Raw genomic sequence first — 26,657 nt, forward strand, 5'->3', positions numbered from 1 at the left:
GCGTCAGGGGGTGTAAAACAACGTAAAGTCATGGATTAGATAGCCTTGATGACGTAATTTCTGCCTCGGAGGTATTTAAACAATGAATAAAATCCTGTTAGTCGATGATGACCGAGAGCTTACATCTCTTCTAAAAGAGCTGCTGGACATGGAAGGTTTCAACGTGATTGTTGCCCATGATGGGGAACAGGCGCTGAGTCTTCTGGACGACAGCATTGACTTGCTTTTGCTTGACGTGATGATGCCGAAGAAAAACGGTATTGATACGCTTAAAGAACTACGCCAGACCTATCAGACACCTGTAATCATGCTGACCGCTCGCGGCAGCGAACTGGATCGCGTTCTCGGCCTTGAGCTGGGTGCCGATGACTATTTACCTAAACCGTTTAACGATCGCGAGCTGGTAGCGCGTATCCGCGCGATTCTGCGTCGTTCCCACTGGAGCGAACAGCAGCAGAATAGCGATAACAGTTCACCGACGCTCGAAGTGGATTCCCTTAGCCTGAACCCAGGACGTCAGGAAGCGAGCTTTGATGGGGTCGCGCTGGAATTAACCGGCACCGAGTTCACCCTGCTTTATCTGCTGGCGCAGCATCTCGGCCAGGTGGTATCGCGTGAACATTTGAGTCAGGAAGTGCTGGGCAAGCGTCTTACACCGTTTGACCGCGCCATCGACATGCACATCTCTAACCTGCGCCGGAAGCTGCCGGAGCGCAAAGATGGTCACCCATGGTTTAAAACCTTACGTGGCCGCGGCTACCTGATGGTTTCCGCTTCATGATTGGCAGCTTAACCGCCCGCATTTTCGCCATTTTTTGGCTGACGCTGGCACTGGTTTTGATGCTGGTTTTGATGTTGCCAAAACTCGACTCACGCCAGATGACGGAGCTTCTCGACAGCGAGCAACGTCAGGGCGTGATGATCGAACAACACGTGGAAGCTGAACTGGCAAACGATCCGCCCAATGATTTGATGTGGTGGCGCAGGCTGTTTCGCGCTATCGACAAATGGGCGCCGCCCGGACAACGGCTGCTGCTGGTTACCAGCGAAGGCCGCGTGATCGGTGCGGAACGCAATGAAATGCAGATTATCCGTAACTTCATTGGCCAGGCGGATAACGCCGATCATCCGCAAAAGAAAAAGTACGGTCGGGTAGAAATGGTGGGGCCATTTTCCATCAGGGATGGGGAAGATAATTACCAGCTCTATCTGATTCGACCGGCTAGCAGTTCGCAAACTGATTTCATCAACCTGCTGTTTGACCGTCCGCTACTGCTGCTGATTGTCACCATGCTGTTGAGTTCTCCGCTGCTGTTATGGCTGGCGTGGAGCCTGGCAAAACCGGCGCGTAAGCTGAAAAACGCGGCGGACGAAGTGGCTCAGGGCAACCTGCGACAGCATCCGGAACTGGAAGCCGGACCGCAAGAATTCCTTGCCGCTGGCGCCAGTTTTAACCAGATGGTCACCGCACTCGAAAGGATGATGACGTCACAGCAACGCCTGTTATCTGACATCTCTCACGAGCTGCGCACCCCGCTCACGCGTCTGCAACTCGGCACCGCGCTGCTGCGTCGTCGTAGCGGCGAGAGTAAAGAGCTGGAGCGTATCGAGATGGAAGCGCATCGTCTGGACAGCATGATCAACGATCTGCTGGTGATGTCGCGCAATCAGCAAAAAAATGCGCTGGTGAGCGAAACGGTGAAAGCCAATCACCTGTGGCATGAGGTGCTGGATAATGCCGCGTTCGAAGCCGAACAGATGGGCAAGTCGTTTACCGTCAACTTCCCGCCGGGGCCGTGGCCGCTGTACGGTAACCCCAACACGCTGGAAAGCGCGCTGGAAAATATCGTGCGTAACGCGCTGCGCTACTCGCACACGAAGATTGAGGTGGCGTTCTCGGTCGATAAAGATGGGGTCACCATCAACGTGGATGATGACGGTCCTGGCGTGAGCGCGGAAGATCGCGAACAAATTTTCCGTCCATTCTACCGTACCGACGAAGCGCGCGATCGCGAGTCAGGCGGGACGGGGCTTGGGCTGGCGATTGTCGAAACCGCCATTCAGCAGCACCGTGGCTGGGTTAAAGCCGACGACAGTCCGCTGGGGGGATTACGGTTAACCATGTGGTTGCCGCTGTATAAGCGTTCGTAACTTTTTGCCCTCACCCTACCCCTCTCCCACAGGGAGAGGGAATGGCTCCGTGCAGTTTTTTCCCCTCACCGACAAGAGAAGGAACGGCTCCGTGCAGTTTTTTCCCCTCTCCGACAGGAGAAGGAATGGCTCCGTGCAGTTTTTCCCCCTCTCCGACAGGAGAAGGAACGGCTCCGTGCAGTTTTTTCCCGCTTCCCTTGGGAAAGAAAAGAGCTCCCTACTGTCTTTCTCCCTCTCCCCTTGGGAGAGGGCCGGGGTGAGGGGATAACAGCACGCTATTTGCCCCACAACCTCCGGGAATTATCCTCGATCTTGCGAGCAATTCGTCGCTTCTGCATGGTTCTGGTCCAGCTTGTCGACAGACCCGCCGCGGACAATAGCCGATGATATTGTTCATCATCAAACGGCATATGCCAGGCGATGGCGCAAGCATCATAAACCGACACATCACTCAGGCGCGACGCCAGCTCGAGCGGTGCATCGGCAAAAACCTGCCCCGCCAGCACCACGCGATACAACCAGCCGGTTTTACCCGCGCTTTGCATCAGCGAAGACATATCGCTGATACCGAAATGGAAGTTGAGTTTGAAGCACGGGGAGCGCGGCTGCGTGACCTGAATCAGCGCATCACCCCAGCGATAAATGTCGCCGATAAAGACGTCTTTTTCGGTCATGCCGTCGGTCGACAGGTTTTCACCAAACGCGGGAGCGACAAAGAGATCCGCCTGCTCGGGGAGTTCACGCGCCCAATGGAGATAATGTTCGCGGGGATAATGACACAGCGCGCGCTCAGGCCCGCCGTGGATTTTTTTCTCGGCCTGCTCGTCACCCGCCAGCCCCAGTTCGGTCAACGTGAGCTCACCATCAACCTGCACTTTAGCAATCGCGCTCGGACGGCTACCATCGTAGTCCCTGACCTTGCCTGTAAACACATTTACCGGATAGTGCATCGCTGCTCCTTAGGATACAAAAAAGGCGAGCCATCAGACTCGCCTTTCCCTTATCAGCGTGCAAGTATTTTTGATTAGTTGACGGTCAGATCCATCGTCAATGTGTAGGCAAATGTATAACTACTATTCCAGTCTTTAGCTGAGAAATGAATGACGCCCATATAGTGCCCAGCAGGTAAACCCGGATTGTCCGTTTGTGCATACGTAAAGATGGCCTTCATTCCTGCCTCAACATCCTCGCAGCTTGCGGCTGCATTAAGAGGGCGCCTTGTGCAGGCAGATTCGCGATAACCTTTCAGGTTCACAATGTACTGTTTACCGCTTTCGCTTATCAGGGTGATTGGCGTAGTGACATCAGAATATCCATTCGTCTGCCAGTCAAGCGTGGTTGGACCCGTTGTGGGTAAGTCTGTCACAAATCCCAGACTCCGGAACCCCTTAATCTCCGGAGAATCATATTCGGAATTGGCCGAATTCACTACCCACAAATCCTCCAGATTATTCACGAAAACCACGTCATCAACCTTGCGCGTTGAGCTGCCAATCGTTGCGGTGACCGTCACCTGCCCGATCGTCGCTCCGGTAAGATTCACCAACGCGCTGCCGTTTGCATCCGTTTGGCTGCTGCTCGCAGACAACGTATTCATGGATGTCGTCCAGACCACTGTCGCATCCGGAACCAGGTTCCCATTAACATCCTTAACCGTTACGCTGTATTTCGCTGAATCAGAGTTGTTGGCAGCGACTGTCTTTTTATCCGATATTAAGGCACTTACGCCCGCCGTTTTGACATCCCCCACAAAGCTCACTTTTGCGGCAGTCAATGATTTCCCGGTCGCGACAATCGTTGCCGTCACGAGGAAATCACCCGCTTTAGCGGTATAACCGCTGATGCTCGCGGTTCCCGTTGCGTCGGTCACACTGCTTACACCGCTCAGTTTCAGATCGGCATTAGCGCTGCTCCAGTTCACCGTAACACCAGGCAAAGCGTTGCCGTTGGCATCCTTAGCAACCGCATGCCACGTCACCTGCTCGGCATTATCCGCAACGGCTTTGGTTTTATCCGCTTGTACTGCCGCAATCAGAGACGTACTCGCATCGCCCGTGAAATCAACGCCCAGCGTTTTATACTCACTGTTCACGCCCGCGCCAATAACGGTCGGTACCGCTGACGTCGCCGAATAGGTAATCTCCGCCACACCAAGCGCATTGGTGACGCTGGTATCGTCCGGCGCGAATGTTCCGCTATCGTTGTCGGATCCCCAATACACCTCCGCGTTACTCACAGGGTTATCGTTTTCATCTTTGACCGTCGCCTTTAGGGTGATGACATCTTTTCCAGCAATCACTCCCGTGGTCTTATCGGCAGTGATATCCGTCACCGCTTTCGTTGCGAGATCAGAGACGTAAAGCACCGCGAGCGATGATTTACTCACGCTGTTATAGGTCGCTACCGCTTTAAAGGCACCCCGGTCGGTTGAACCGAGTGTGACGCCAGTCTGGCCGTTGGCATCGGTAAGTTGCGAAACCGCAGAAAGCTGCGTATTGCCTGTGGGAATAACCTGCCAGCTGACATTTGCCTGACTCACCGGATTACCGTACCGATCTTTTACCGTGGCAAGCATTGAAATGAGATCGGTTCCACTAGCCACCGCGCTCCTTTTATCGTTTGTCACTGTTGATATTGCCGCAGTTTGCAGATCGGGAATGAATGTGAGATTTACCGTTTTCTGGCTGACAGCGCCCGTTTTCACCGTGATAACCGTTGGTATCGCCAGGGTGCTGCTATAGGTGACAGACGCAGAGCCATTACTGTCCGTAGACGAACGTGTCTCGCTAAATACGCCCTTCGCATTATCACCTGCCCACGATACAACTGCGCCTGAAACCGGCAGGCCGTTAGCGTCCTGAACAATAGCAGATAGCGTCACAGAGTCCGTGCCCGCAATGATATCCACTGTTTTATCTGCGCTCAGGCTGCTTATCGCAGCCGTCGCGGCATCCGCAGTGAATGAAATTGCACCTGACGTTTCCTGAGTACCATTCACTGTGGCCGTCACGCGATAGTTCGCGATATGTGTCGATGTTAGCGTCACCGCAATGCGCCCCTGCGCATCGCTTTTGCCGGATACGGTTGAAAGCAGCCCTGAGACAGGAGAAACGGACCACGCCACATTAACGTCTTTCACCACATTACCCTTCGTATCCGCAATCAGACCCGAAATCGTGACGCTATCAAGGCCATTTGCCAGCGCGGTTTGTTGGCTCACGCTCAGGCCGCTGACCTGCGCTGTAGCACTGTCAGCGGTAAACATCACCGAAGGCGCGTTACCGGCCACGCCCGTTCCTGCCTTGGCCGTCACGTTCACTTCTCCGGCAGCGCTCGTGACAAGCGTGACCGTCGCTACGCCGTTGGTATCAGTTAGCGTGTTGAGAGAAGCCAATTTTGCCGTCGTTGGCGTTGCAGTCCATTTCACTTTTTGGGCTCTGACAGGATTTCCTTCGTCGTCTACTACCGTCGCCTGATAGGTGACAGAATCTTTGCCATTGGCTAGCGCCTGCGTTTTATCCACCGTTACGGCGGAAACTTTTGCCGTCGAGGTATCCGCGATAAACGTCAACTCCGGGGAATTCACTGCTGCACCTGCCGTTGAAGCGGCTGAAACGACAATTTTCCCGACATCTGCCGACGACAGCGTGATGGCGCTTTCTCCCTGCGCATCCGTCGTGGTTTGCGACTGACTCAATACGCCTTGCCCTTCTACAATCGTCCAATGCAACGGTGCTGCCGCCACCGGGTGATCGCTAGCATCGACGACGCTGGCGGTAAGCGTTATGGCATCGTCATCGTTCGCGGTGGCATGCAGGCTATCTGCTTGCAGCAATTTCACCTTTGCCGTAGTGCTGTCAGCAGTAAAACTCAATTGCGCTGAAGTCTGCGTCTGCTGCGCCATCTTAGCGGAGATCTGAAGTGCTTCCACGGTAGTAGAAGTGACGTCAATCATCGCCACGCCATCATTGCCGGATAGTGAAAAATCAGCGGACAACTGCGCCGTTGTGCTGGCCGTCGCCCAATTTATTTTCGCCCCCGGAACCGGATTTTTTTCTGCGTCTTCGACTTTAACCTTCAACGTAATAACATCAGCGCCATCCGCCAGCCCGGATAATTTATCCGCCGTGACGGCACCCAGAACCGCACTATCACTATCCGCAACAAAGCTGAGCGTCCCGGAATCTATTGCTGCACTGGTTCCTGTAGAGGCAGAAATAGCGACATCGCCGGCCTGAGTGGAGGTTAACGCTACGGTTGCCACACCCTTATCATCCGTCGTGGTTTGGCTCTGAGATAGTTGCGCAGTGATACTGGATGAGGAGACTTCCCACTTAACAGACTGCCCTGCGAGTGGATGATTGCTCGCATCTTTCACCACAGCGCTAAGCGTAATCACATCATGGCCGTTTGCTTTGGCGATCTTTTTCTCTGCAGTCAGCTGGACCACCTTTGCCGTCTGGGCGTCGGCCGTAAATTGCAGGTCAGGGCTTTTCACACTCTCACCGTTTTCAAGCTCTGCGCTCACGAGAGTATTCAGCACCTGATCGCTGGTCAGTGAAACGCTGGCATTTCCCTGCGCATCGCTGACGTTGTGTGTTGCCGATAACAGCGCGTTGGCGTTACTGGACTGCCATTGAATAGCGACTCCCTCAGCGGGTTCATTTTGGGCATTCACGATATGGGCTTGCAGAGTAATCACGTCCTGCCCGTTTGCCAGCGCGGTGGTTTTTACTGCGTCCAGTTGCGTAAATTTAGCGAGTGAATTCACCGCCACAAGCTTAACCGTCGCTTTGCTGAGCAGAGTATTGTTGTATTTCGGCTGGATAATGACCGTGCCAGCCGTTTTACCGCTCGTGTATGCGCAGGTATAAATGCCCGGGCTTTGTTCTTTGAAGGGGGTGATATTTTCGCCGTCGGCTGAGGCAGAAACGGCACGTTTAAGCGTCGTTATTTTTGCATTCACTGGATGGATCAATTGCGTGCTCAATTGACTTTCCACGCCACTAATCGGCTTGCCGGAACCGGACATTATCGTCAGCGTGACCGGAGTAGAACTCACGCCGTCAGCCAATAAACTGGAACTGGTTGTGGTGGTAAGTGTCGTTGCGGTCAGTATATTATAACCTTTAACCGCTACCGAGATATAAGCAGTGTCTGACTGATTTCCTTTTACGTCATAAGCCGTAGCCGAGATAACATAAATATTATTTTCCGCTCCATCTTGCTCATAATAAGGAAGTACTATTGACCAGGCACCATCCGTATTAATAATTTTACCGCCATGGCTGATAAGACCCGCATCGTGCCAAATAATTTGGCTTAAGGGGTGTTTAGTCGATACTTTCACCGCTATCGGTAGCGTCTCTGACTCTTCACCTTCAATATTATTTGGTAGTGAGAGGGAAATGGTCTCTTTTTTACGGTATTCCAAAACAATATTATTATTGCGATTAACAAGATCCAGGCGCCCTCCGCGTAGAGTACGGTGTTCCTTAACGCTATCCATATCAATTTGATCGACAAACGGCATTCCCATCACCCAATTTACATTAAGGTCGGCGCGAGTATCATGCTTGTCCCCTTTGCCTGCTTTCTGATTGACACCAAATGAAATCAACGGGAATGGGGTATAATTCAGGCCCGCCGTAACGGCGTAAGGGTTGTGTTGTCGCTGATCTTTATCATTGCCAAATAAACCCACATGTTTACCATAATACTGTTCCCAAATAAGCTGCATACCCAACTGCGGCCAGGCGGGTAAATAGCCCTCAACGCGCGCGTCGTAACCATTTGCCACGCGTTCTTCTTCATCCATGTAGGCGGCAGAATTTTTCCAGTCGGAGATCCGCAGATAACTATTTGCGCTCAGTTTTACGTAGTCCCAGCCAAGTTCACCACCTATGCCAACGCGCTGATGGGTATTCTGCGAGAGCTGCTGATCGTAAAAGGTATTCACCCCCCACATCCAGTTTTTAGCAAAATAACGATAACCGACGCCAAGATTCATGATATTACGATCGTCATTACGTCGAACGCCTGTTTGCGTAAAGAAGAGGTGCTGGTCCTGGTTATAGACAGGAAGTAAAAAATCCAAGTCGCCGCTGGAGAGATCAAGCTGTCGGTCGACGCCGATATTAATCCGTGCCGTACCAAATTGCTGAAGCCACTGCTGGAGTTCTTCCGTCACTTTCCCGGTACTTTGGTTGACCATACCGTTAATAACCGCATCCATACGATCATCCTGACTTAACATTGCACCCGCAGAAGAGATGCCAGCAGCGATCTCTTTTTCCTGTTCATCTCCGGATTGCTGATCTGTATTTATCGTTTTTTTCGCTTCTTTATTTACCGTAATGACGGCAGGCGTTTCTTCGGCAGAGGCGGAGAACGAAAAGAGAAATGTATGAAAAAAAATCAAATGGAGATAAAGGAGTATCTGCAAGCATGCCGCTGCTCTTCTATTATCGCGCATAATTTCACCTGAAATATTTTTAAGTAAATTAATGGCGATAGTGGATCAAATTATTATTCATTTCCATTTCAAGGAGGTGCGTTTACTCACAGAATATTAATTACCTCTTTTCATAGAAAAAATTTAAAATAAGCATGATGAAAAACTTGAGCGTCAGAGTGAGAAGTTTCGGAGAAATATTAGCGCAGATAATGTGCAATATATAAAAAAGCCTGACACATAGTCAGGCTTATATTTCTGAGAGCAATGGTTGCTCAAGCGAAAATATTATTTTTTAGCGGCGAAACGCGCTGCTGCTTCGTCCCAGTTCACCACGTCCCAGAATGCTTTGATGTAGTCTGGACGACGGTTCTGGAATTTCAGGTAGTACGCGTGTTCCCACACGTCCAGGCCCACAATTGGGAAACCAGACACGCCAGAAACTGCTTCACCCATCAGCGGGGAATCCTGGTTAGCGGTAGAAACCACAGCCAGTTTGTCGCCTTTCAGCACCAGCCACGCCCAGCCAGAACCGAAACGGGTTGCAGCGGCTTTTTCGAATTCCGCTTTGAAAGCATCCACAGAACCGAAATCGCGCTCGATAGCCGCTTTCAGGTCGCCCTGCAGGGTGGTGCCGGTTTTCAGGCCTTTCCAGAACAGGCTGTGGTTAGCGTGGCCGCCCGCGTTGTTACGCAGAACGGTTTTCTTGTCTGCTGGCAGTTGATCCAGTTTGGTGATCAGCTCTTCAACAGACAATTCAGCGAATTCTGGCAGGCTTTCCAGCGCAGCGTTCGCGTTGTTTACATAAGCCTGGTGGTGTTTAGTGTGATGGATTTCCATCGTCTGCTTGTCGAAATGCGGTTCCAGTGCGTCATAGGCATACGGCAGGGATGGCAGTGTATAACTCATAATCCTCTCCATTATTGTCGGGCGGCACAGCTGTTAATGCCGCGTAAGCAGTTGGTTCATTATAGTTAATTAAATGATATTGAAAATGATTATCAATGCCGTACTTTTTATAAGGTTATTCATTTTTGTGTCAATCGTGAAATTGTGAGTCTGCTCACGCGGTTAACGCGTTGATTGCCATTTGGAAGAAAAGTGCGGCAACCTTCTGAAGGTTCGCTCACCGCGTAATTTTTACACTCATCGGGTCGGAGGGAAGCCAACGACATATAAAAACGATGAGGATGTAAAAATGAATCATGCGATTACGATGGGTATTTTCTGGCATTTGATAGGCGCAGCCAGTGCAGCCTGTTTCTATGCCCCGTTTAAAAAGGTCAAACATTGGTCATGGGAAACCATGTGGTCTGTTGGCGGTACTGTCTCGTGGCTTATCTTGCCCTGGACGGTCAGCGCTCTGCTCCTCCCTGATTTCTGGGGATATTTCTCTTCCTTTAGCGCCTCCACGCTGCTGCCCGTTTTTCTGTTTGGCGCGATGTGGGGCATCGGTAATATCAACTACGGCCTGACGATGCGCTATCTGGGCATGTCGATGGGGATTGGGATTGCCATCGGGATCACCCTGATTGTCGGCACTCTGATGACGCCGATTCTGAACGGTAATTTTGACGTGCTGATCAACACCCGTGGCGGACGAATGACGCTGCTCGGCGTGCTGGTGGCGGTGATTGGCGTGGGGATTGTCACCCGCGCGGGCCAGTTGAAAGAGCGCAAAATGGGCATCACCGCCGAGGATTTCAATCTGAAGAAAGGGCTGGTGCTGGCGGTGATGTGCGGCATTTTCTCGGCGGGCATGTCCTTTGCGATGAACGCGGCAAAACCGATGCACGAAGCCGCTGCCGCGCTCGGCGTCGATCCGCTGTACGTCGCACTGCCAAGCTATGTGGTGATTATGGGCGGCGGGGCGCTGGTCAACCTGGGCTTCTGTTTTGTTCGTCTGGCAAAAGTGAAGAATCTGTCGGTAAAAGCCGACTTCTCGCGGGCAAAATCGTTAATCATCACCAACGTGCTGCTCTCCGCGCTTGGCGGCCTGATGTGGTATCTGCAGTTCTTCTTCTACGCCTGGGGACACGCCAGCATTCCGGCGCAGTATGACTATATGAGCTGGATGCTGCACATGAGCTTCTACGTGCTGTGCGGCGGGTTGGTAGGTCTGGTGCTGAAAGAGTGGAACAACGCCGGGCGTCGTCCGGTGGGCGTGCTGAGTCTGGGTTGTGTGGTGATCATTATTGCCGCCAACATTGTCGGCCTGGGCATGGCGAGTTAATTACGCCGCTTTTCGACTGCGATGACGCCACTGAACCGGCGTCATCCCTACTTCGCGGTTAAACACCACCGAAAAATAGTTACTGTCCTCAAAGCCGCAGCGCATCGCCACCTCACTCACCATCAGCTCCGTGTGTTGCAGCAGATATTGCGCGTGGCAAATGCGTAGCTGGCGCAAATAGTGATTCACGGTCATGCCCGTCTGGGTGCGAAACTGCTGACGCAAGGCGCGTTCACTGCACTGTTCCTGTTCGCAAAACGTCTCCAGCACAAAGCTGCGATTCAGGCTGCCAGCCAGCGCAGTAATCAACTTATCCAGCAGCGCCTCTTGCTCGTTCGCCGAAGGGTTATCGATCGCATAACGAAAGCGTTTGAGCGTCATCACCAGTTGGGCAAACAGCAGTTCAGCCATTTCGTTCGCACTCGGGTCAGCCTTCAAACTCTCCTGTTCAAGCTGCGCGATAACGGGCCTGACCTGCGCCATACCGTTGCTGCTCAAACGCCAGTGCGGCGCGCCTGGTGTATCGTTAAAGCCAGGAATATTGCTGGCCCAGTCAACGTTCAGCTTGAGCCTGTCCGGGCAATAAATGACGTTTTGCAAAACCAGATCGTTAACCGAGGCGTAGGAGTGTTTGTCTTCCGCGCGGATATAAAACAGGTCACCGCGCGTAATACGATAGGGACGATCGTTGAGGACGTGAAGGCCGTTGCCGCGCCACACCAGCACTAACTCGCAAAACTCGTGCGTGTGCTCAGCAAAGACATTTTGCGGATAGCGGTCAGCCACCGCGACGGCCTGTCCGGTGTTGGCAAAAAAATCAGATTTGCGAAGGATTAACGGAACGCCCACAACACACCCCAGCGGCTAATAACCGAACATTATTAGCCGTTTCGCGAGAAAAAAACGGTGATTGCCCTCGCGTTACTGAAGTGACGCATCCCGTCCCTGACGGATTTCGCGCGGTGACCAGCTAAACTCCCGGCGAAAAAGCGTCGAAAAGTGGTTACTGTCGCCAAAGCCGCAGCGATAAGCGATATCCGTCACGCTCTCGTCCGTATGACGCAAAAGATGGCGGGCTTTAATCAATCGCAGGCGATTCAAATAGCGCTGCGGCGTCAAACCGGTGTGCTGTTTGAGCTGGCGATGCAAAGTGCGCAGAGAAAGCGAAAATACATCCGCCACCGTCTCCCAACTCACCTCTTCGGCAAAGTGATCTTCCAGCCAGGCCATCAGTTGATTGAGCCGCGCGTCGTTATTCTCCAGCCCTTCCACCAGACTGCTCCGACGCAGAAGCACCAGCAGTTGCATGAACAACAGCTCACGGCTGGCGAGCGCATGTGATTCCGTATTTTCCTCGGTCTGCTCCATCTGGGTGACCAACTGGCGCACCTGCTGCAGCGTGGACTGATTCACTCGCCAGTGCGACGGATAGTGCCCGTCTTTTTCCTGCGGCAACAGCTGGTTTAGCCCCGATAAAAACTGGAACGCGTCCGGGGAACGATAGAGCACATTCGTCAGGCACAGGTTGTCGGTATGTTCATACATGTGGCGGTCGTGATCGCGTACAAAGCAGACCGTACCCCCGCTGATGGTGTACGGCTGGCCGTTAAAAACGTGAATGCCCGTTCCATGCTCAACAATCACAATTTCATGAAAATCATGGTGATGCTCCGGAAAGGCCGCCTGCGGCAGGCGCGGCTCAATCGCAACGGGCGAATGTCCGGAAGGGAAAAAATCCACGCTGTGCAGTACGGTCATAACGGCCACCACCAATGAGAAATGTTCTCAAAATAGTAATTAAGGGGCGCGATTCTCACCTTCAATTTTCGACAGCAAAGCACGCAAAGCCTGTCGGATTTTTAAGAAACAGCGGGAAAGATCGGGAAATGCGGCAACCGTCACATGGCCTGACATCCGCGCCATAACTGGAAACTGTGAACTCCCTCACGTTCATCTTTGATTTCTTGCCAGCCGCGGATTTTGCCTGTCAGTGGCGAGAAGGTCTGTTTTTCCTTCCTTTCTTACACTCTCCGGTAATGACTTAAAGAAGGACCGGAACATGACTCTTCGCCATTGTGTCGCTGTCGATTTAGGCGCCTCCAGCGGCCGCGTAATGCTGGCCTGCTACGCCCCTGAACAGCGCACGCTGACTCTTCGCGAGATCCACCGTTTTGTTAACTGCCTGCAAAAGCAGGACGGCGTGGACACCTGGGATATTGACAGCCTGGAAGCTGAAATCCGCACTGGCCTGAACAAGGTCTGCGAAGAAGGCATTCTGATTGACAGTATTGGGATTGATACCTGGGGCGTGGATTATGTCCTGCTCGACCGCGACGGCGCGCGCATCGGTTTGCCGGTGTCGTATCGCGACAGCCGTACCGACGGCGTGATGGCCCGCGCCATTGAACAGCTTGGCAAAGCGGACATCTACGGGCGCAGCGGCATTCAGTTTTTACCGTTCAATACGCTATATCAGCTGCGTGCGCTGGCGGAACAGCAGCCGGCGCTGATTAAAAACGTCGCCCACGCGCTGCTGATCCCCGACTATTTTAGCTATCGCCTCACCGGCAATCTGAACTGGGAATATACCAACGCCACCACCACGCAGTTGGTCAACATAAACTCCGATAACTGGGATGAACGCCTGCTCAACTGGACCGGCGTCTCCGCCGCCTGGTTTGGTACGCCGACGCATCCCGGCAATGTGATCGGTCACTGGATTTGCCCGCTGGGCAATCAAATTCCCGTCGTCGCGGTGGCAAGCCACGACACCGCCAGCGCTGTAATCGCCTCTCCGCTCGCCAGCAAAGACGCGGCGTATCTCTCGTCCGGCACCTGGTCGCTGATGGGTTTTGAGAGCAAAACGCCGTACACCAGCGATGCGGCGCTGGCAGCCAATATCACCAACGAAGGCGGCGCGGAAGGCCGCTATCGGGTGCTGAAAAATATCATGGGGCTGTGGCTACTCCAGCGCGTGCTGAAAGAGCAAAACGTCTCCGACCTGTCGGCGCTGATTGCCGATACCGAAGCGTTGACAGCGTGCCGTTTCGTGATCAACCCGAACGACGATCGCTTTATCAATCCGGCCAATATGAGCGCCGAGATTCAGGCCGCCTGTCGCGAAACACACCAGCCTGTTCCTGACACCCCAGCCGAGCTGGCGCGCTGTATTTTCGACAGCCTCGCGCTGCTGTACGCCGACGTGCTGCAAGAGCTGGCAGCACTGCGCGGCAAACCCTTCAGCCAGCTGCATATCGTGGGCGGCGGCTGCCAGAACAATCTGCTGAATCAGCTGTGTGCCGACGCCTGCGGGATCTCCGTCGTGGCGGGTCCTGTAGAGGCCTCCACGCTCGGCAATATCGGCATCCAGTTGATGACGCTGGACGAACTCACCAACGTGGACGATTTCCGCACCGTGGTCACGGGCAACTATGCCCTCACCACGTTTACCCCTAATTCCTGCCATGAAATTGCCCGCTACCGAGCGCAGTTTCAGCAAAAACGACTGACTAAGGAGCTTTGCGCATGACCACTCAACTTGAACAAGCCTGGGAACTGGCTAAACAGCGTTTCGCCGACGTCGGCGTGAATGTCGACGAGGCGCTGCGCCAGCTCGATCGTCTGCCGGTTTCCATGCACTGCTGGCAAGGCGATGACGTCGCAGGCTTTGAAAATACCGGCGCCGCGCTGACGGGCGGTATTCAGGCCACCGGTAATTATCCAGGCAAAGCGCGTAACGCGACCGAGCTGCGCGCCGATCTGGAGCTGGCGTTGAGCTTAATCCCGGGCCCAAAACGCCTGAATCTGCATGCGATTTATCACGAAGCTCCAGAGCCAGTCGCGCGTAACGAAATCAAACCGGAACACTTTAAGAACTGGGTTGAGTGGGCAAAAGCCAACAAACTCGGGCTGGATTTCAACCCGTCCTGCTTCTCACATCCGCTGAGCGCCGACGGTTTTACCCTGTCTCACGCAGATGATGAAATTCGCCAGTTCTGGATCGACCACGTGAAGGCCAGCCGCCGCGTGTCCGCTTATTTTGGCGAACAGCTTGGTACGCCGTCAGTGATGAACATCTGGATCCCGGACGGCATGAAAGACATCACCGTCGACCGCCTGGCCCCACGCCAGCGCCTGCTGGCGGCGCTCGATGAGATCATCAGCGAAAAGATAAATCCGGCGCATCACATCGATGCCGTGGAAAGCAAGCTGTTCGGTATCGGCGCGGAAAGCTACACCGTCGGCTCGAACGAGTTCTACATGGGTTACGCCACCAGCCGCCAAACCGCGCTGTGCCTGGATGCTGGCCATTTCCATCCAACGGAAGTGATCTCCGACAAAATCTCCGCCGCCATGCTGTACGTACCGCGCCTGCTGCTGCACGTCAGCCGTCCGGTGCGTTGGGACAGCGACCACGTGGTGCTGCTGGATGACGAAACCCAGGCCATCGCCAGCGAAATCATCCGCCACGATCTGTTCGACCGCGTGCACATTGGCCTCGACTTCTTTGACGCCTCTATCAACCGCATCGCCGCATGGGTGATTGGTACGCGCAATATGAAAAAAGCCCTGCTGCGCGCGCTGCTGGAGCCAACCTCTGCGCTGAAACAGCTGGAAGAAAACGGCGACTACACCGCGCGTCTGGCGCTGCTGGAGGAGCAAAAATCCCTGCCGTGGCAGGCCATCTGGGAAATGTACTGCCAGCGCAACGACGCGCCCGTCGGCAGCCAGTGGCTGGACAACGTGCGGGCCTATGAGAAAGAGGTGTTGAGTCAACGCGGGTAACACAACCCTCACCCCTGCCCTCTCCCTGAGGGAGAGGGAGAAAAGAACAGTCCTCTCCCTGTGTGGGAGGGGAGAAACAGCTCCGAAACAGTCCTCTCCCTGTGTGGAAAGGGAGAAAACCGCACCGAAAACAGTCCCCTCTCCCTGTGTGAGAGGAGAAACAGCACCGAACAGTCCCCTCTCCCTGTGGGAGAGGGCTAGGGTGAGGGCATCAGGCCTCACCGAATACCAGATTTTGTAGGCCGGGCAAGCGCAGCGCCACCCGGCTCGTTGAAGGAAAGAGAAACTATGCAGACCATCACCAACGCCTGGTTCGTCCAGGGCATGATTAAAGCCACCACCGACGCCTGGCTGAAAGGCTGGGACGAGCGCAACGGCGGCAACCTGACGCTGCGTCTTGACGATGCAGATATCGCGCCGTTCGAGGCGGATTTTCACCACAAGCCGCGCTATATCGCGCTGAGTCAGCCGATGCCGCTGCTCGCCAATACGGCGTTTATCGTCACGGGCTCCGGTAAGTTCTTCCGCAACGTGCAGCTCGATCCGACCGCGAATTTAGGCGTGGTAAAAGTGGACAGCGACGGCGCGGGGTATCACATTCTTTGGGGGCTGACGAACGACGCGGTACCGACGTCCGAGCTGCCGGCGCATTTCCTCTCCCACTGCGAACGTATTAAAGCGACCGATGGGAAAGACCGCGTGATCATGCACTGTCATGCCACCAACCTGATCGCACTGACTTACGTGCTGGAAAACGACAGTGCGTTCATCACCCGCAAACTGTGGGAAGGCAGCACCGAATGTCTGGTGGTGTTCCCGGACGGCGTGGGCATTTTGCCGTGGATGGTGCCGGGTACCGACGAGATCGGCCAGGCGACGGCGCAAGAGATGCAAAAACATTCTCTGGTTCTGTGGCCGTTCCACGGTGTGTTCGGCAGCGGTCCGACGCTGGATGAAGCCTTTGGCCTGATCGATACCGCCGAGAAATCCGCCGAAGTGTTGGTCAAAGTCTATTCCATGGGCGGAATGAAACAGACCATTACTCAGGAAGAACTGATTGCACTGGGCAAACGCTTTGACGTGAACCCGATGAAATCGGCGTTAGCGCTATACAAATAACAACATCGCGCCCCGCTCACTGAGACGGGGCGAAAAACACCTGCAATCCCTACACATATTCCCTATGGATTTCGCGGTGCAGGAAGGCGGCTTCGCAGTGAATCCCCAGGCGCTTACAAAAGTAAGTGGCTGGGGTGAGCGAGAAAGCCAACGCACCCGCAACGTGATAGACGACGGGAATCACCCTAAGTGGAGTCAAAGCAATGAAAATAAAGACAAGCTTAATCCTCACCGTTGCCGCTCTGGCGTTGTCCGGTTCCGCATTAGCAGAAGTCAAAATCGCCCTGGTGGCGAAATCCCTCGGGAATGGATTCTTCGAAGCCGCGAACGTCGGCGCACAGGAGGCGGCCAAAGAGTTGGGTGATGTGAAAGTGATTTACACCGGCCCCACGACGACCACCGCTGAAGCGCAGATCGAAGTGTTAAACGGCTTGATCGCACAGGGCGTGGATGCGATCGCCATTTCCGCTAACGATCCGGATGCCCTGGTTCCGGTACTCAAAAAAGCCATGCAGCGCGGCATTAAAGTGGTGTCGTGGGATTCTGGCGTGGCAAAAGCCGGGCGGCAGATCCACCTGAATCCGTCTAATAATGCGCTGATCGGTGAAACCAACGTCAAGCTGGCGGCAGACGCATTGAAAGCTCTGAACGTGGAAAAAGGCGATGTGGCGGTACTGAGCGCGACGCCGACCTCCACTAACCAGAACACCTGGATTGCCGAGATGAAAAAGGTGCTGCCGAAGTACCCGTCCGTCAATCTGGTGACCGTGGCCTACGGCGATGATCTCTCTGACAAAAGCTACCGCGAAGCGGTTGGCCTGTTGAAAACCTATCCTGATTTGAAAGTGATTGTCTCGCCGTCCTCCGTCGGCATTGTCGCTGCCGCGCAGGCAGTAAAAGACCAGGGAAAAATCGGCAAAGTGTACGTCACCGGTCTGGGCTTGCCGTCTGAAATGGCGGGCGCAGTGAAATCCGGCGCGAGCAAAAGTTTCGCTATCTGGAACCCAATCGATCTCGGCTACGCCGCCACCTATCTGGCAGACGATCTGGTGAAAGGCACCGCCACCAAAGACGAAGCCAGCATGGGCAAACTGGGCAAAGTGAAGCTTGATGCCGACGGCAGCGGCGCGATGGCTGAGCCGTTCGTTTACGATGCCAGCAATATTGATAAGTTCTCGAAAATCTTCTGATCCTTTCTCCCGCTCCCTGTGGGAGAGCACCGGGGTGAGGGCTGTATTTCCCCTCATCCAAACGCTCTCCTGAGGGAGAGGGGATACTTTGGAGAACTATCATGACCCCATTGCTTCAACTCAACGGCATCACCAAGATTTTCCCGGGCGTGCGCGCTCTTGAGAACGTGCAGCTTGAGCTTTGGCCCGGCAAAGTCACCGCCCTTATCGGCGAAAACGGCGCGGGCAAATCGACGCTGGTCAAAGTGATGACCGGCATTTACCAGCCTGAAGAGGGCGAAATCCTCTACAAAGCGATCCCCATTCAGCTCCCGACGCCGGAATCGGCGCACAAAGTCGGGATCACCGCCATTCATCAGGAAACCGTGCTCTTCGATGAACTGTCGGTGACGGAAAATATTTTCGTCGGTCAGTATCTGCACAAAGGCTTTTTCAAAAAGCTCGACTGGCCGGAAATGCACCGTCGCGCGCAGGAGATTTTGTCACGGCTCGAGGTGCAAATTGACCCGCGCGCCACGCTCAAAACCCTGAGCATTGCTCAACGTCATATGGTGGCCATCGCCCGTGCGCTGTCGTTCGAGGCACAGGTGGTTATCCTCGATGAGCCCACCGCTGCATTGTCTCAGCATGAAATCCTCGAGTTCTATCACATCGTTGAGCGCTTAAAGCAGGAAGGCAAAGCCATTCTGTTTATCTCGCACAAATTCGACGAGATTTTCGAGCTGGCGGATCACTACACCATTTTGCGCGACGGCGTGTTTGTCGGTGCGGGCGCGATGAATGACATCACCGAAGAGCGCATGGTCTCAATGATGGTGGGCCGTGCCATTACCCAAACCTTCCCAAAGGTGGCGTGCGAAAAAGGCGAGACGGTGCTGGAGGTCAACGATCTCTGCCATCCGACCGAATTCGCACACATTTCGTTCTCACTGCGCAAAGGCGAAATCCTCGGCTTTTACGGCCTGGTCGGTGCAGGACGTACCGAGCTGATGCAGGCGCTGTCTGGCGTCACGCGCCCGTCCTCCGGGCAAATCGTGCTGAACGGCAAAGCGCAACAGTTCCGCCAGCCGTCCGACGCCATCAAAGCAGGGATTGTCTGCGTGCCGGAGGAGCGGCAAAAACAGGGGGCGATTATTGCTCTGCCGATTGCGCAAAACATCAGCCTGCCGCAGCTCGGCAAGCTCAACCCCAACGGCGTGTTAAATGACCGCCGCGAATGGGCGCTGGCGGACGAATACGCGACGCGTCTGCAGGTGAAGGCCTTTAGCTGGAAACAGCCTGTCGAAACGCTCTCCGGCGGCAATCAGCAAAAAGTGGTTATCGGCAAATGGCTGGCGACGCATCCAGACGTGATAATCCTCGATGAGCCGACAAAAGGCATCGATATTGGCTCAAAAGCGGCCGTGCATCAGTTTATGTCCGAGCTGGTTGGACAGGGGCTGGCGGTGATCATGGTGTCGTCGGAGCTGCCGGAAGTGATGGGTATGGCTGACCGCATTATCGTGATGCACGAGGGGTTGATGGTGGCGGAATATCAGGCGGGCGGCGCAACGGCGGAAACCATCGTCAGCGCGGCCAGCGGTGCAAAACAGGAGGCGGCGTAATGATAAAGCAACTGCTGAAGCACCGTGAGGCGCTGTTGGGTGCCGTGATCGTGCTGATGATTCTCGCCATCGGTAGCCGCGTGCCGTCATTTATCGCGCCGGGCAATCTGGTGGAGATGTTCAACGACACCGCCATTCTGATCATTCTCGCGCTCGGTCAGATGATGGTGTTGCTGACCAAAGGCATCGACCTGTCGATGGCGGCAAACCTGGCACTGACCGGGATGATTGTCGCGCTGATTAATTTCCATTATCCGGCTGTTCCCGTCTGGACGCTGCTGATTCTGGCCACCGGGCTTGGGTTGTTGATGGGCGCGATCAACGGCCTGCTGGTGTGGAAGCTCGGCATCCCGGCGATTGTGGTGACGCTCGGCACCATGAGCATTTACCGCGGAATTATCTTTTTGCTCTCCGGCGGCGGCTGGGTGAACTCCAACCAGATGGGCGCGGATTTTCTCGCCCTGCCGCGCACAGCGATTTTAGGTCTGCCCGTGCTGAGCTGGTGTGCGGTTGCCGCGCTGCTGTTAGTGGGTTATTTCCTGCGCTACAGCCGCACCGGACGCGCCCTTTACACTGCGGGCGGCAACGCGACGGCGGCGTATTACACCGGGATTAACGCCGGGAAAATGCAGTTCGTCAGCTTCTGCCTGTCGGGCGCGCTGGCCGGATTCTGCGGCTATCTGTGGATCTCGCGCTTCGCGGTGGCCTACGTCGATGTGGCAAACGGGTTTGAGCTACAGGTCGTGGCGGCGTGCGTGATTGGCGGCATCAGCACCATGGGCGGCACCGGGCGTGTGCTCGGCTGCCTGTTCGGCGCGCTGTTCCTCGGCATTATCAATAACGCGCTACCGGTAATTGGCGTTTCGCCGTTCTGGCAAATGGCGATTTCCGGCACGGTGATTGTGATTGCAGTGCTGCTTAACGAACGCGGCAATAAACGCAAAGGACGGCTGATCTTGCGCGATGCGGCGCTGGCACGTCAGAAACAGGCGGTGAACTCATGAGCAAAATGATGACGTCGGAAGAGATCAACACTACGACTGCGCCCACGGGGATTTTCCAGCGTCTGCTGTGCTGGGAAGGATTTTTGCTGGCGGTGACTCTGGCAGTGTTTGTGGTCAATGCGTTCGCCTCGCCCTATTTCCTCGATATCTGGAATCTGTCGGACGCGACGTTTAACTTCACCGAAAAAGCGATCATCGTGCTGCCGATGGCGATGCTGATTATCGCCCGCGAAATCGATCTGTCGGTGGCGTCGACCATCGCGCTGAGCTCCACGGTGATGGGCTTTTGTGCGGCGGCGGGGGTGGATACACCGCTGCTGGTTTGTGTGGGATTAGGCGTTGGGCTGCTGTGCGGATTGTTCAACGGCCTGCTGGTGACCCGCTTTAACCTGTCGTCGATTGTTATCACTATCGGCACCATGAGTCTGTATCGCGGCATTACCTACATTTTGCTCGGCGATCAGGCGCTGAACAGCTATCCCGAAAGCTTCGCCTGGCTGGGTCAAGGCTACGTGTGGGGCGCGCTGTCATTCGAATTTGCGCTGTTCATCGTGCTGGCGACGGTGTTTGCCTTCGTGTTGCATCGCACCAACTTTGGTCGCCGCACCTACGCCATCGGCAACAATCCAACCGGGGCGTGGTATTCCGGCATCAACGTGAAACGTCACAACTTACTGCTGTTTGCGCTGGTGGGGCTGATGTCCGGGCTGGCGTCGGTATTGCTCACCTCGCGTTTAGGCAGCACGCGCCCGACGATTGCAATGGGCTGGGAGCTGGCGGTTGTCACGATGGCGGTGCTCGGCGGTGTCAATATTCTCGGCGGGTCCGGCAGCATGGTGGGCGTGATTATCGCCGCCTTCCTGATGGGGCTGGTCACCTTTGGCCTGAGCCTGCTGAATGTGCCCGGCATTGTGATGTCGGTGATTATCGGTGCGATGCTGATTGTGGTGATCTCCCTGCCGATTATCACTCGCCGGATGATGCAGCGAAGACGGATTTGAGTCCCCTCATCCCTAGGGGTGAAAAAACACACCGAGCAGCCGCCTCTCCCCCTGGGAGAGGGCCGGGGCGAGGGGAACAGGATTTCCCAAAATCAATGTTAAGGAGAATTATCATGAGCTTTATGTTGGCGCTTCCCAAAATCAGCCTGCACGGCGCGGGCGCAATCGGCGATATGGTCAATCTGGTGGCAAACAAACAGTGGGGTAAAGCGCTGATTGTTACCGACGGACAGCTGGTGAAAATGGGCCTGCTCGACAGCCTGTTTACGGCGCTGGACGCCCACCAGATGTCCTATCATCTGTTCGATGACGTGTTTCCAAATCCGACCGAAGCGCTGGTGCAGAAAGGGTTTGCAGCGTATCAGGATGCGGATTGTGATTACCTGATTGCCTTCGGCGGCGGCAGCCCGATTGATACCGCAAAGGCGATTAAAATCCTGACGGCGAATCCTGGCCCGTCCACCGCCTATTCGGGCGTCGGGAAAGTCAAAAATGCAGGCGTGCCGCTGGTGGCGATCAATACCACGGCGGGTACGGCGGCAGAAATGACCAGCAACGCGGTGATTATCGATACCGTGCGCCAGGTGAAAGAAGTCATTATTGATTCGAACATTATCCCGGATATCGCCGTGGATGACGCCAGCGTGATGCTCGATATTCCCGCTTCCGTCACTGCGGCAACGGGGATGGATGCGCTGACGCACGCCATCGAAGCTTATGTGTCTGTTGGTGCGCACCCGCTGACCGACGCCAACGCGCTGGAAGCCATTCGCCTGATCGCGCTGTGGCTGCCGAAAGCGGTCGATGACGGGCATAATCTGCAAGCCCGTGAGCAGATGGCCTTTGGTCAGTATCTGGCGGGTATGGCGTTTAACAGCGCCGGTCTGGGGCTGGTGCATGCCCTTGCCCATCAACCCGGCGCGACGCACAACCTGCCGCACGGCGTGTGCAACGCCATCCTGCTGCCGATCATCGAAAACTTTAACCGTCCCAATGCGGTCGCACGTTTTGCCCGCGTGGCACAGGCGATGGGCGTTGAGACGCAGGGAATGAGCGACGACGCGGCAAGCATGTCAGCGATTCAGGCCATCCGCGATCTGAGCACGCGCGTCGGCATTCCATCGGGCTTTAGCCAACTCGGCGTAACCCAAGCGGATATCGAAGGCTGGCTGGACAAAGCGCTGGCTGACCCCTGCGCACCGTGCAACCCGCGTACCGCCAGCCGCAACGAAGTACGCGAGCTGTATCTGGAGGCATTATGATCCGCAAAGCTTTTGTGATGCAGGTGAACCCAGATTCACACGACGAATATGAGCGCCGCCACACGCCGATCTGGCCAGAACTGGAATCGGTCCTGAAAGACCACGGTGCGCACCATTACGCCATTTATCTGGATAAAGCCCGCAATCTGCTGTTTGCGACCGTCGAGATTGAATCGGAAGAGCGCTGGAACGCGGTGGCACAAACCGACGTTTGCCAGCGCTGGTGGAGGCACATGCGTGACGTCATGCCCTCGAATCCGGACAACAGCCCGGTGAGTGCAGAGCTGAAAAGCGTGTTTTACCTGGAGTAAGCTTTTTGCGCTGCCGCATGAACTCGCGGCAGCGCCTTGTTTTTAACTGGCCTGCACCGTGTTCCCTCTTGCGGCAATCTGCTGTTTGCTACTCAGCGTAAATGCCGAAATCACCGTTATCGTCAGCACAATACAGCCCAGCATCAGGTAGGTGTCCTGGAAGCCGATCCGGTCATACATATTTCCGGCAAAGGCGGACAGGAAAATCGCCGCCGACTGTTTGGCAAAATTGAAACCTATCAGATAGATCGTCGCAGACAGTCGGGTATCAAACACGCCGGTAATGTATTTGAACGCGCCCACCAGCAGGAACGGCACTTCCAGCGCATGCAGCATTTTCAGGGCGATCACTTCTACCACCGTGGTGGCGAACGACGAGCCGATAATGCGCGTCGCCATGATCAGTCCGGCAATCAGCAGCGTATTTTTTGCGCCAATGCGGTTAATGATCCACGGCGAGCAGAACATGATAATCGCGTTACAAATTTCCCCTGCCGTCGTCGCAAATCCGAAGGCTCGCGTGCCTTCTTCTGGGGTGGCGAAGAATGATTTAAAGAAGGTGGCAAACTGCTGATCGAACACGTCGTAGACGCACGCCACGCCAATCACGTACAAAATAAACATCCACATTTTGCGCTGACGGAACAGGCTCATGACGGTTTTAGCGGTGATTTGCGGCTGGTTTGCGCCGAGCGCGTTCATCACTTCCGCCGTCTGGTTTGGCTTCGGCCTGGCGACGACTAACAGCAGCATAAGCAGCAACGCCGCCCCAGACCCCATCCAGAACACCAGCGACGGATCGATGCTGAACAGCACGCCACCCGTTGAGGCGCAAAGTCCCCAGCCCAGACAACCGAACATGCGCGCTTTGCCATATTCGAAGAAGCTGTTGCGGCTGACGCGTTCGATGTAGGCCTCAATGGCACCCGACCCCGCCGAGAAGACAAAGCCGATATACAGCCCGCCGCTTAGCGCCCCAAGCCAGATACTGGTTTTTAACAGAGGCGCGAAGACATACAGGAAAAACGGGGCGAACAAAAACAGCAGTACCGCGATTATCCATAGCAGATGTTTTTTCAGCCCCAGTTTGTCAGAAATCACGCCCAGCACTGGCTGGAAGGCGATCGCAGAAAGCGAAATACAGGAGAAAACAATCCCGGTATGGGTTTTGTTAAGGCCGATGACATCCGACAGCCAGATCGGCAGGAACGGAAAACAGGTGGCCATGATAAAGAAGTAGAGAAAGAAGAACGCCCCGAAAATCCAGAAATTAGGGTTGTCTTTGTGGGTACAGGCAGTCGTGTTCATTATTTTTATCCTCAACTGAGGGCCGGCTATCCGGCCCGTCACCTTTACACGCGTTCAACGCCAATCAGAATGGCGGTTTCCGGATCCAGAATCGGCAGCGCAATGCCTGCCTGCATCAACCATTCGCCGCTCACCGTTTGCGGCTCTTCCATCCACGCCGGGAGCTTGCGCATGGTGTGCCCGCCCTCGCCCGTTAGACAAATATTCGGATGATCGAGCAGCGTGATGCGGTACTGTGCGCTCGCCTCCAGCCCCGGCATGCGCAGCGGCATCATCAGCGTGTAATCTGGCATCGCCAACTGGCTGACAATAAACAGCCCCTGCCCTTTGTCGCCACTCACGATACCGTGCGCCAGCGTGCTGGCATCCGGCATATCCACGCGCCACTGCGTGCCATGATGAATCACCTCACGCCACTGCTTGTGCAGCGCGGCGTAGTGGCGATACCCGTCTCGCTCGTGCTCATCGACACTCAGCGGATCCAGCTCCAGTCCCATATGACCAAACAGCGCGGTCAGGCCCCGGAAGGCGATACTGTGCTGGCGGAATGTGGCGTGGCATTTATGATGACCGATATGCGCGCCTATCACCTCCGGCGGGAAGAAATAGCTCATACCGCGCTGGATGGTGTTGCGCTCCAGCGCATCATTGTTGTCCGACGCCCAAAAACGGTGGCAGCGGGTCAGCACTTCATAATCGATACGCCCACCGCCCGACGAGCAGGATTCAAATTCAACCTGCGGGAAGCGTTCACCCAATACATCCAGCAGACGGTAGAACTGGCGGGTTTGCGCGTCGGCGGCAGCTTTACCGTTATGGGCAGGCTGCACCAGCTCGCGGTTCATGTCCCACTTTACGTAATCAATCGCGTGTTCACCGAGAAGCCAGCTCAGGCGCTCGAGTAAATAATCAAAGGCTTCAGGAATGTTCAGATTGAGCACCCACTGATGGCGTCCTGTGGCCTGCGTGTAGCCCGGCAGAGCCAGCACCCAGTCGGGGTGAGCGCGGTACAAATCCGAATCAGGGCTGATCATCTCGGGTTCGACCCAAATCCCGAACTCCATGCCAAGATTTTTGACGTGGTTAATCACCGGCGTTAAGCCGTCAGGATATTTTCTCTCATCAAGATACCAGTCACCCAGCGCGCCGTGGTCGTTATTGCGCCCCTTAAACCAGCCGTCGTCGATGATAAAACGCTCCACGCCGAGCCCAGCGGCTTCGTCCGCCATTCGCATGATGTAGTGCGGATCGTGGTCGAAGTAGATCCCTTCCCAGGTATTGAGATGCACCGGGCGCGGTTTGTTTTCCGGGAAGCGAATGATATTTTTACGCAGATAGCGGTGGAACTGCTGACTCATGCCGTTTAGCCCGTGGGCGGAATAGCTGGCGTAGAGGCGTGGCGTCCACAGCGTTTCACCCTCTTCCACCGCCATTTCGCCTGGCAGATAGAGCGCCTCAGCCTGCAGATAACGGCGACCGTCTGTTTTGGCTTCGGCACGCAGGCGGTGGTTGCCGCTCCATCCCAAATGTACGCCCCACACGTCGCCATGCATTTCGTTAAACGATGGCGTGCCGGTCATCAGGGCCGGGAAATGTTCATGAGAAGAGCGCCCGCGACGGCTTTCAATCACAAAGCTGTCGTGCTCAAGCGTGACGCGATGCGGCTGAAACTCGCGGATCCAGCGGCCATGAAAGGCCATCACTTCCTGGGCGCGCTCGGCGATTGGCAGCGTGACGGCGAGCCTGTCGACCTGCCACGGCTGTGCGCGTAAATTCGTCAGGCCGTGACGCACCACCAGCACACCGCTCTCATCGAGGGCAATTTCACTGGTCAGACGTAACCCTGCATTGTCATCTTCGGCGGTGATGGAAAGATGTTGTCCTTCCTGCGCCACAGCAATCGTTTTGAATATCGGTGAACCGTCGAGTCCCTGACGATGGCCTTCAATGCCGGGCGCGCCAAACAATCCGTGGCCCAGCTCTGCCATCAGCGTCAGCGGGATATCAACATCCAGTCGGCCGTTGGCAATCGGGCGGGAAAGGCTTTGCACATCTTGCGGAGAAAAGTGGCGAAGATGCGGCCCCCAGTAAAGAATTTCGGCGAATGGGTGCGTTTTTATCACCACGTCAACCGAATGGCTTTCGAGTCGTAAAATGAAATCGTGCATCGGACATCTCCTGTCATCAGATGTCCTGAGTGTTGATCCGAAACGTTTCGGATACCAACCTAAACGT

Annotated in this window: 19 protein-coding genes; 12 read left to right on the plus strand and 7 right to left on the minus strand. The window is 55.1% G+C overall.

The genetic code is table 11. From position 1 onward, the window contains the following. Nucleotides 1–82 precede the first annotated feature (82 nt). Nucleotides 83–781, plus strand: a complete 699-nt coding sequence (cpxR, locus tag I6L74_RS08070; RefSeq protein ID WP_059180585.1) for an envelope stress response regulator transcription factor CpxR — start codon at nt 83–85, stop codon at nt 779–781. After that, nucleotides 778–2,151 (plus strand): envelope stress sensor histidine kinase CpxA, encoded by a 1,374-nt coding sequence (gene cpxA, locus I6L74_RS08075; protein WP_059180584.1) that lies wholly within the window; start codon nt 778–780, stop codon nt 2,149–2,151. Before cpxR ends, cpxA begins: the two co-directional genes overlap by 4 nt. A 275-nt stretch (nt 2,152–2,426) precedes the next feature. Here cpxA and yiiM read toward each other — a convergent pair whose 3' ends face one another. From yiiM to sodA, 3 genes are all read right to left on the minus strand, one after another. Next, the gene (yiiM, locus tag I6L74_RS08080; protein ID WP_059180582.1) at nt 2,427–3,101 is read right to left on the minus strand and encodes a 6-hydroxyaminopurine reductase; all 675 of its coding nucleotides are present in this window, start codon (nt 3,099–3,101) and stop codon (nt 2,427–2,429) included. Nucleotides 3,102–3,175: 74 nt separating this feature from the next. Then, nucleotides 3,176–8,626 (minus strand): Ig-like domain-containing protein, encoded by a 5,451-nt coding sequence (locus I6L74_RS08085; protein WP_059180581.1) that lies wholly within the window; start codon nt 8,624–8,626, stop codon nt 3,176–3,178. Nucleotides 8,627–8,893: 267 nt separating this feature from the next. Further along, entirely contained in the window at nt 8,894–9,514 is a 621-nt protein-coding gene (gene sodA / locus I6L74_RS08090; protein ID WP_015961022.1) for a superoxide dismutase [Mn], read from the minus strand. 289 nt (nt 9,515–9,803) lie between these two features. Between sodA and rhaT the strand changes: the two genes are divergently transcribed. Then, nucleotides 9,804–10,838, plus strand: a complete 1,035-nt coding sequence (gene rhaT / locus I6L74_RS08095) for an L-rhamnose/proton symporter RhaT (protein WP_059180580.1) — start codon at nt 9,804–9,806, stop codon at nt 10,836–10,838. Here rhaT and rhaR read toward each other — a convergent pair whose 3' ends face one another. Then, nucleotides 10,839–11,687, minus strand: coding sequence for an HTH-type transcriptional activator RhaR (gene rhaR, locus I6L74_RS08100; protein ID WP_059180579.1), 849 nt, complete (start codon nt 11,685–11,687; stop codon nt 10,839–10,841). A gap of 72 nt (nt 11,688–11,759) precedes the next feature. Continuing rightward, nucleotides 11,760–12,596 carry an HTH-type transcriptional activator RhaS gene (gene rhaS / locus I6L74_RS08105; RefSeq protein ID WP_059180578.1) on the minus strand — a complete coding sequence of 279 codons (837 nt, stop codon included), beginning with the start codon at nt 12,594–12,596 and terminating at the stop codon, nt 11,760–11,762. A 301-nt stretch (nt 12,597–12,897) separates the two neighbouring features. Here rhaS (I6L74_RS08105) and rhaB point away from each other — a divergent pair, with 301 nt between their 5' ends. The 9 genes from rhaB (at nt 12,898) to rhaM (ending at nt 23,114) form a co-directional block, all read left to right on the plus strand. Beyond that, nucleotides 12,898–14,367 carry a rhamnulokinase gene (gene rhaB, locus I6L74_RS08110; RefSeq protein ID WP_059180577.1) on the plus strand — a complete coding sequence of 490 codons (1,470 nt, stop codon included), beginning with the start codon at nt 12,898–12,900 and terminating at the stop codon, nt 14,365–14,367. Beyond that, a complete protein-coding gene (locus tag I6L74_RS08115) occupies nt 14,364–15,623 on the plus strand; it encodes an L-rhamnose isomerase (protein WP_059180576.1) in 1,260 nt (419 codons plus the stop codon). The genes rhaB and I6L74_RS08115 overlap by 4 nt, the downstream gene beginning before the upstream one ends. Before the next feature lie 288 nt (nt 15,624–15,911). Next, a complete protein-coding gene (gene rhaD / locus I6L74_RS08120) occupies nt 15,912–16,742 on the plus strand; it encodes a rhamnulose-1-phosphate aldolase (protein WP_059180575.1) in 831 nt (276 codons plus the stop codon). A gap of 203 nt (nt 16,743–16,945) precedes the next feature. After that, a complete protein-coding gene (gene rhaS / locus I6L74_RS08125) occupies nt 16,946–17,932 on the plus strand; it encodes a rhamnose ABC transporter substrate-binding protein (RefSeq protein WP_059180574.1) in 987 nt (328 codons plus the stop codon). A 101-nt stretch (nt 17,933–18,033) separates the two neighbouring features. Continuing rightward, a complete protein-coding gene (locus I6L74_RS08130) occupies nt 18,034–19,536 on the plus strand; it encodes a sugar ABC transporter ATP-binding protein (RefSeq protein WP_059180573.1) in 1,503 nt (500 codons plus the stop codon). Next, nucleotides 19,536–20,540: an ABC transporter permease gene (locus tag I6L74_RS08135; RefSeq protein ID WP_059180572.1), complete on the plus strand. Its 1,005-nt coding sequence runs from the start codon at nt 19,536–19,538 to the stop codon at nt 20,538–20,540. The genes I6L74_RS08130 and I6L74_RS08135 overlap by 1 nt, the downstream gene beginning before the upstream one ends. Next, nucleotides 20,537–21,541 carry an ABC transporter permease gene (locus tag I6L74_RS08140; protein WP_059180571.1) on the plus strand — a complete coding sequence of 335 codons (1,005 nt, stop codon included), beginning with the start codon at nt 20,537–20,539 and terminating at the stop codon, nt 21,539–21,541. The genes I6L74_RS08135 and I6L74_RS08140 overlap by 4 nt, the downstream gene beginning before the upstream one ends. A 113-nt stretch (nt 21,542–21,654) precedes the next feature. Next, on the plus strand, nt 21,655–22,803 hold the full coding sequence (gene fucO / locus I6L74_RS08145) for a lactaldehyde reductase (protein ID WP_059180570.1): 1,149 nt from the start codon (nt 21,655–21,657) through the stop codon (nt 22,801–22,803). Further along, nucleotides 22,800–23,114, plus strand: coding sequence for an L-rhamnose mutarotase (gene rhaM / locus I6L74_RS08150; protein ID WP_059180569.1), 315 nt, complete (start codon nt 22,800–22,802; stop codon nt 23,112–23,114). Before fucO ends, rhaM begins: the two co-directional genes overlap by 4 nt. Before the next feature lie 42 nt (nt 23,115–23,156). Here rhaM and I6L74_RS08155 read toward each other — a convergent pair whose 3' ends face one another. Further along, the gene (locus tag I6L74_RS08155; RefSeq protein WP_059180568.1) at nt 23,157–24,422 is read right to left on the minus strand and encodes an MFS transporter; all 1,266 of its coding nucleotides are present in this window, start codon (nt 24,420–24,422) and stop codon (nt 23,157–23,159) included. A 44-nt stretch (nt 24,423–24,466) separates the two neighbouring features. Next, on the minus strand, nt 24,467–26,590 hold the full coding sequence (locus I6L74_RS08160) for an alpha-galactosidase (RefSeq protein ID WP_059180567.1): 2,124 nt from the start codon (nt 26,588–26,590) through the stop codon (nt 24,467–24,469). Between the last annotated feature and the right edge of the window lie 67 nt (nt 26,591–26,657).

This window comes from Lelliottia amnigena (genome assembly GCF_019047465.1).
GTDB classification, from domain to species: domain Bacteria; phylum Pseudomonadota; class Gammaproteobacteria; order Enterobacterales; family Enterobacteriaceae; genus Enterobacter; species Enterobacter amnigenus.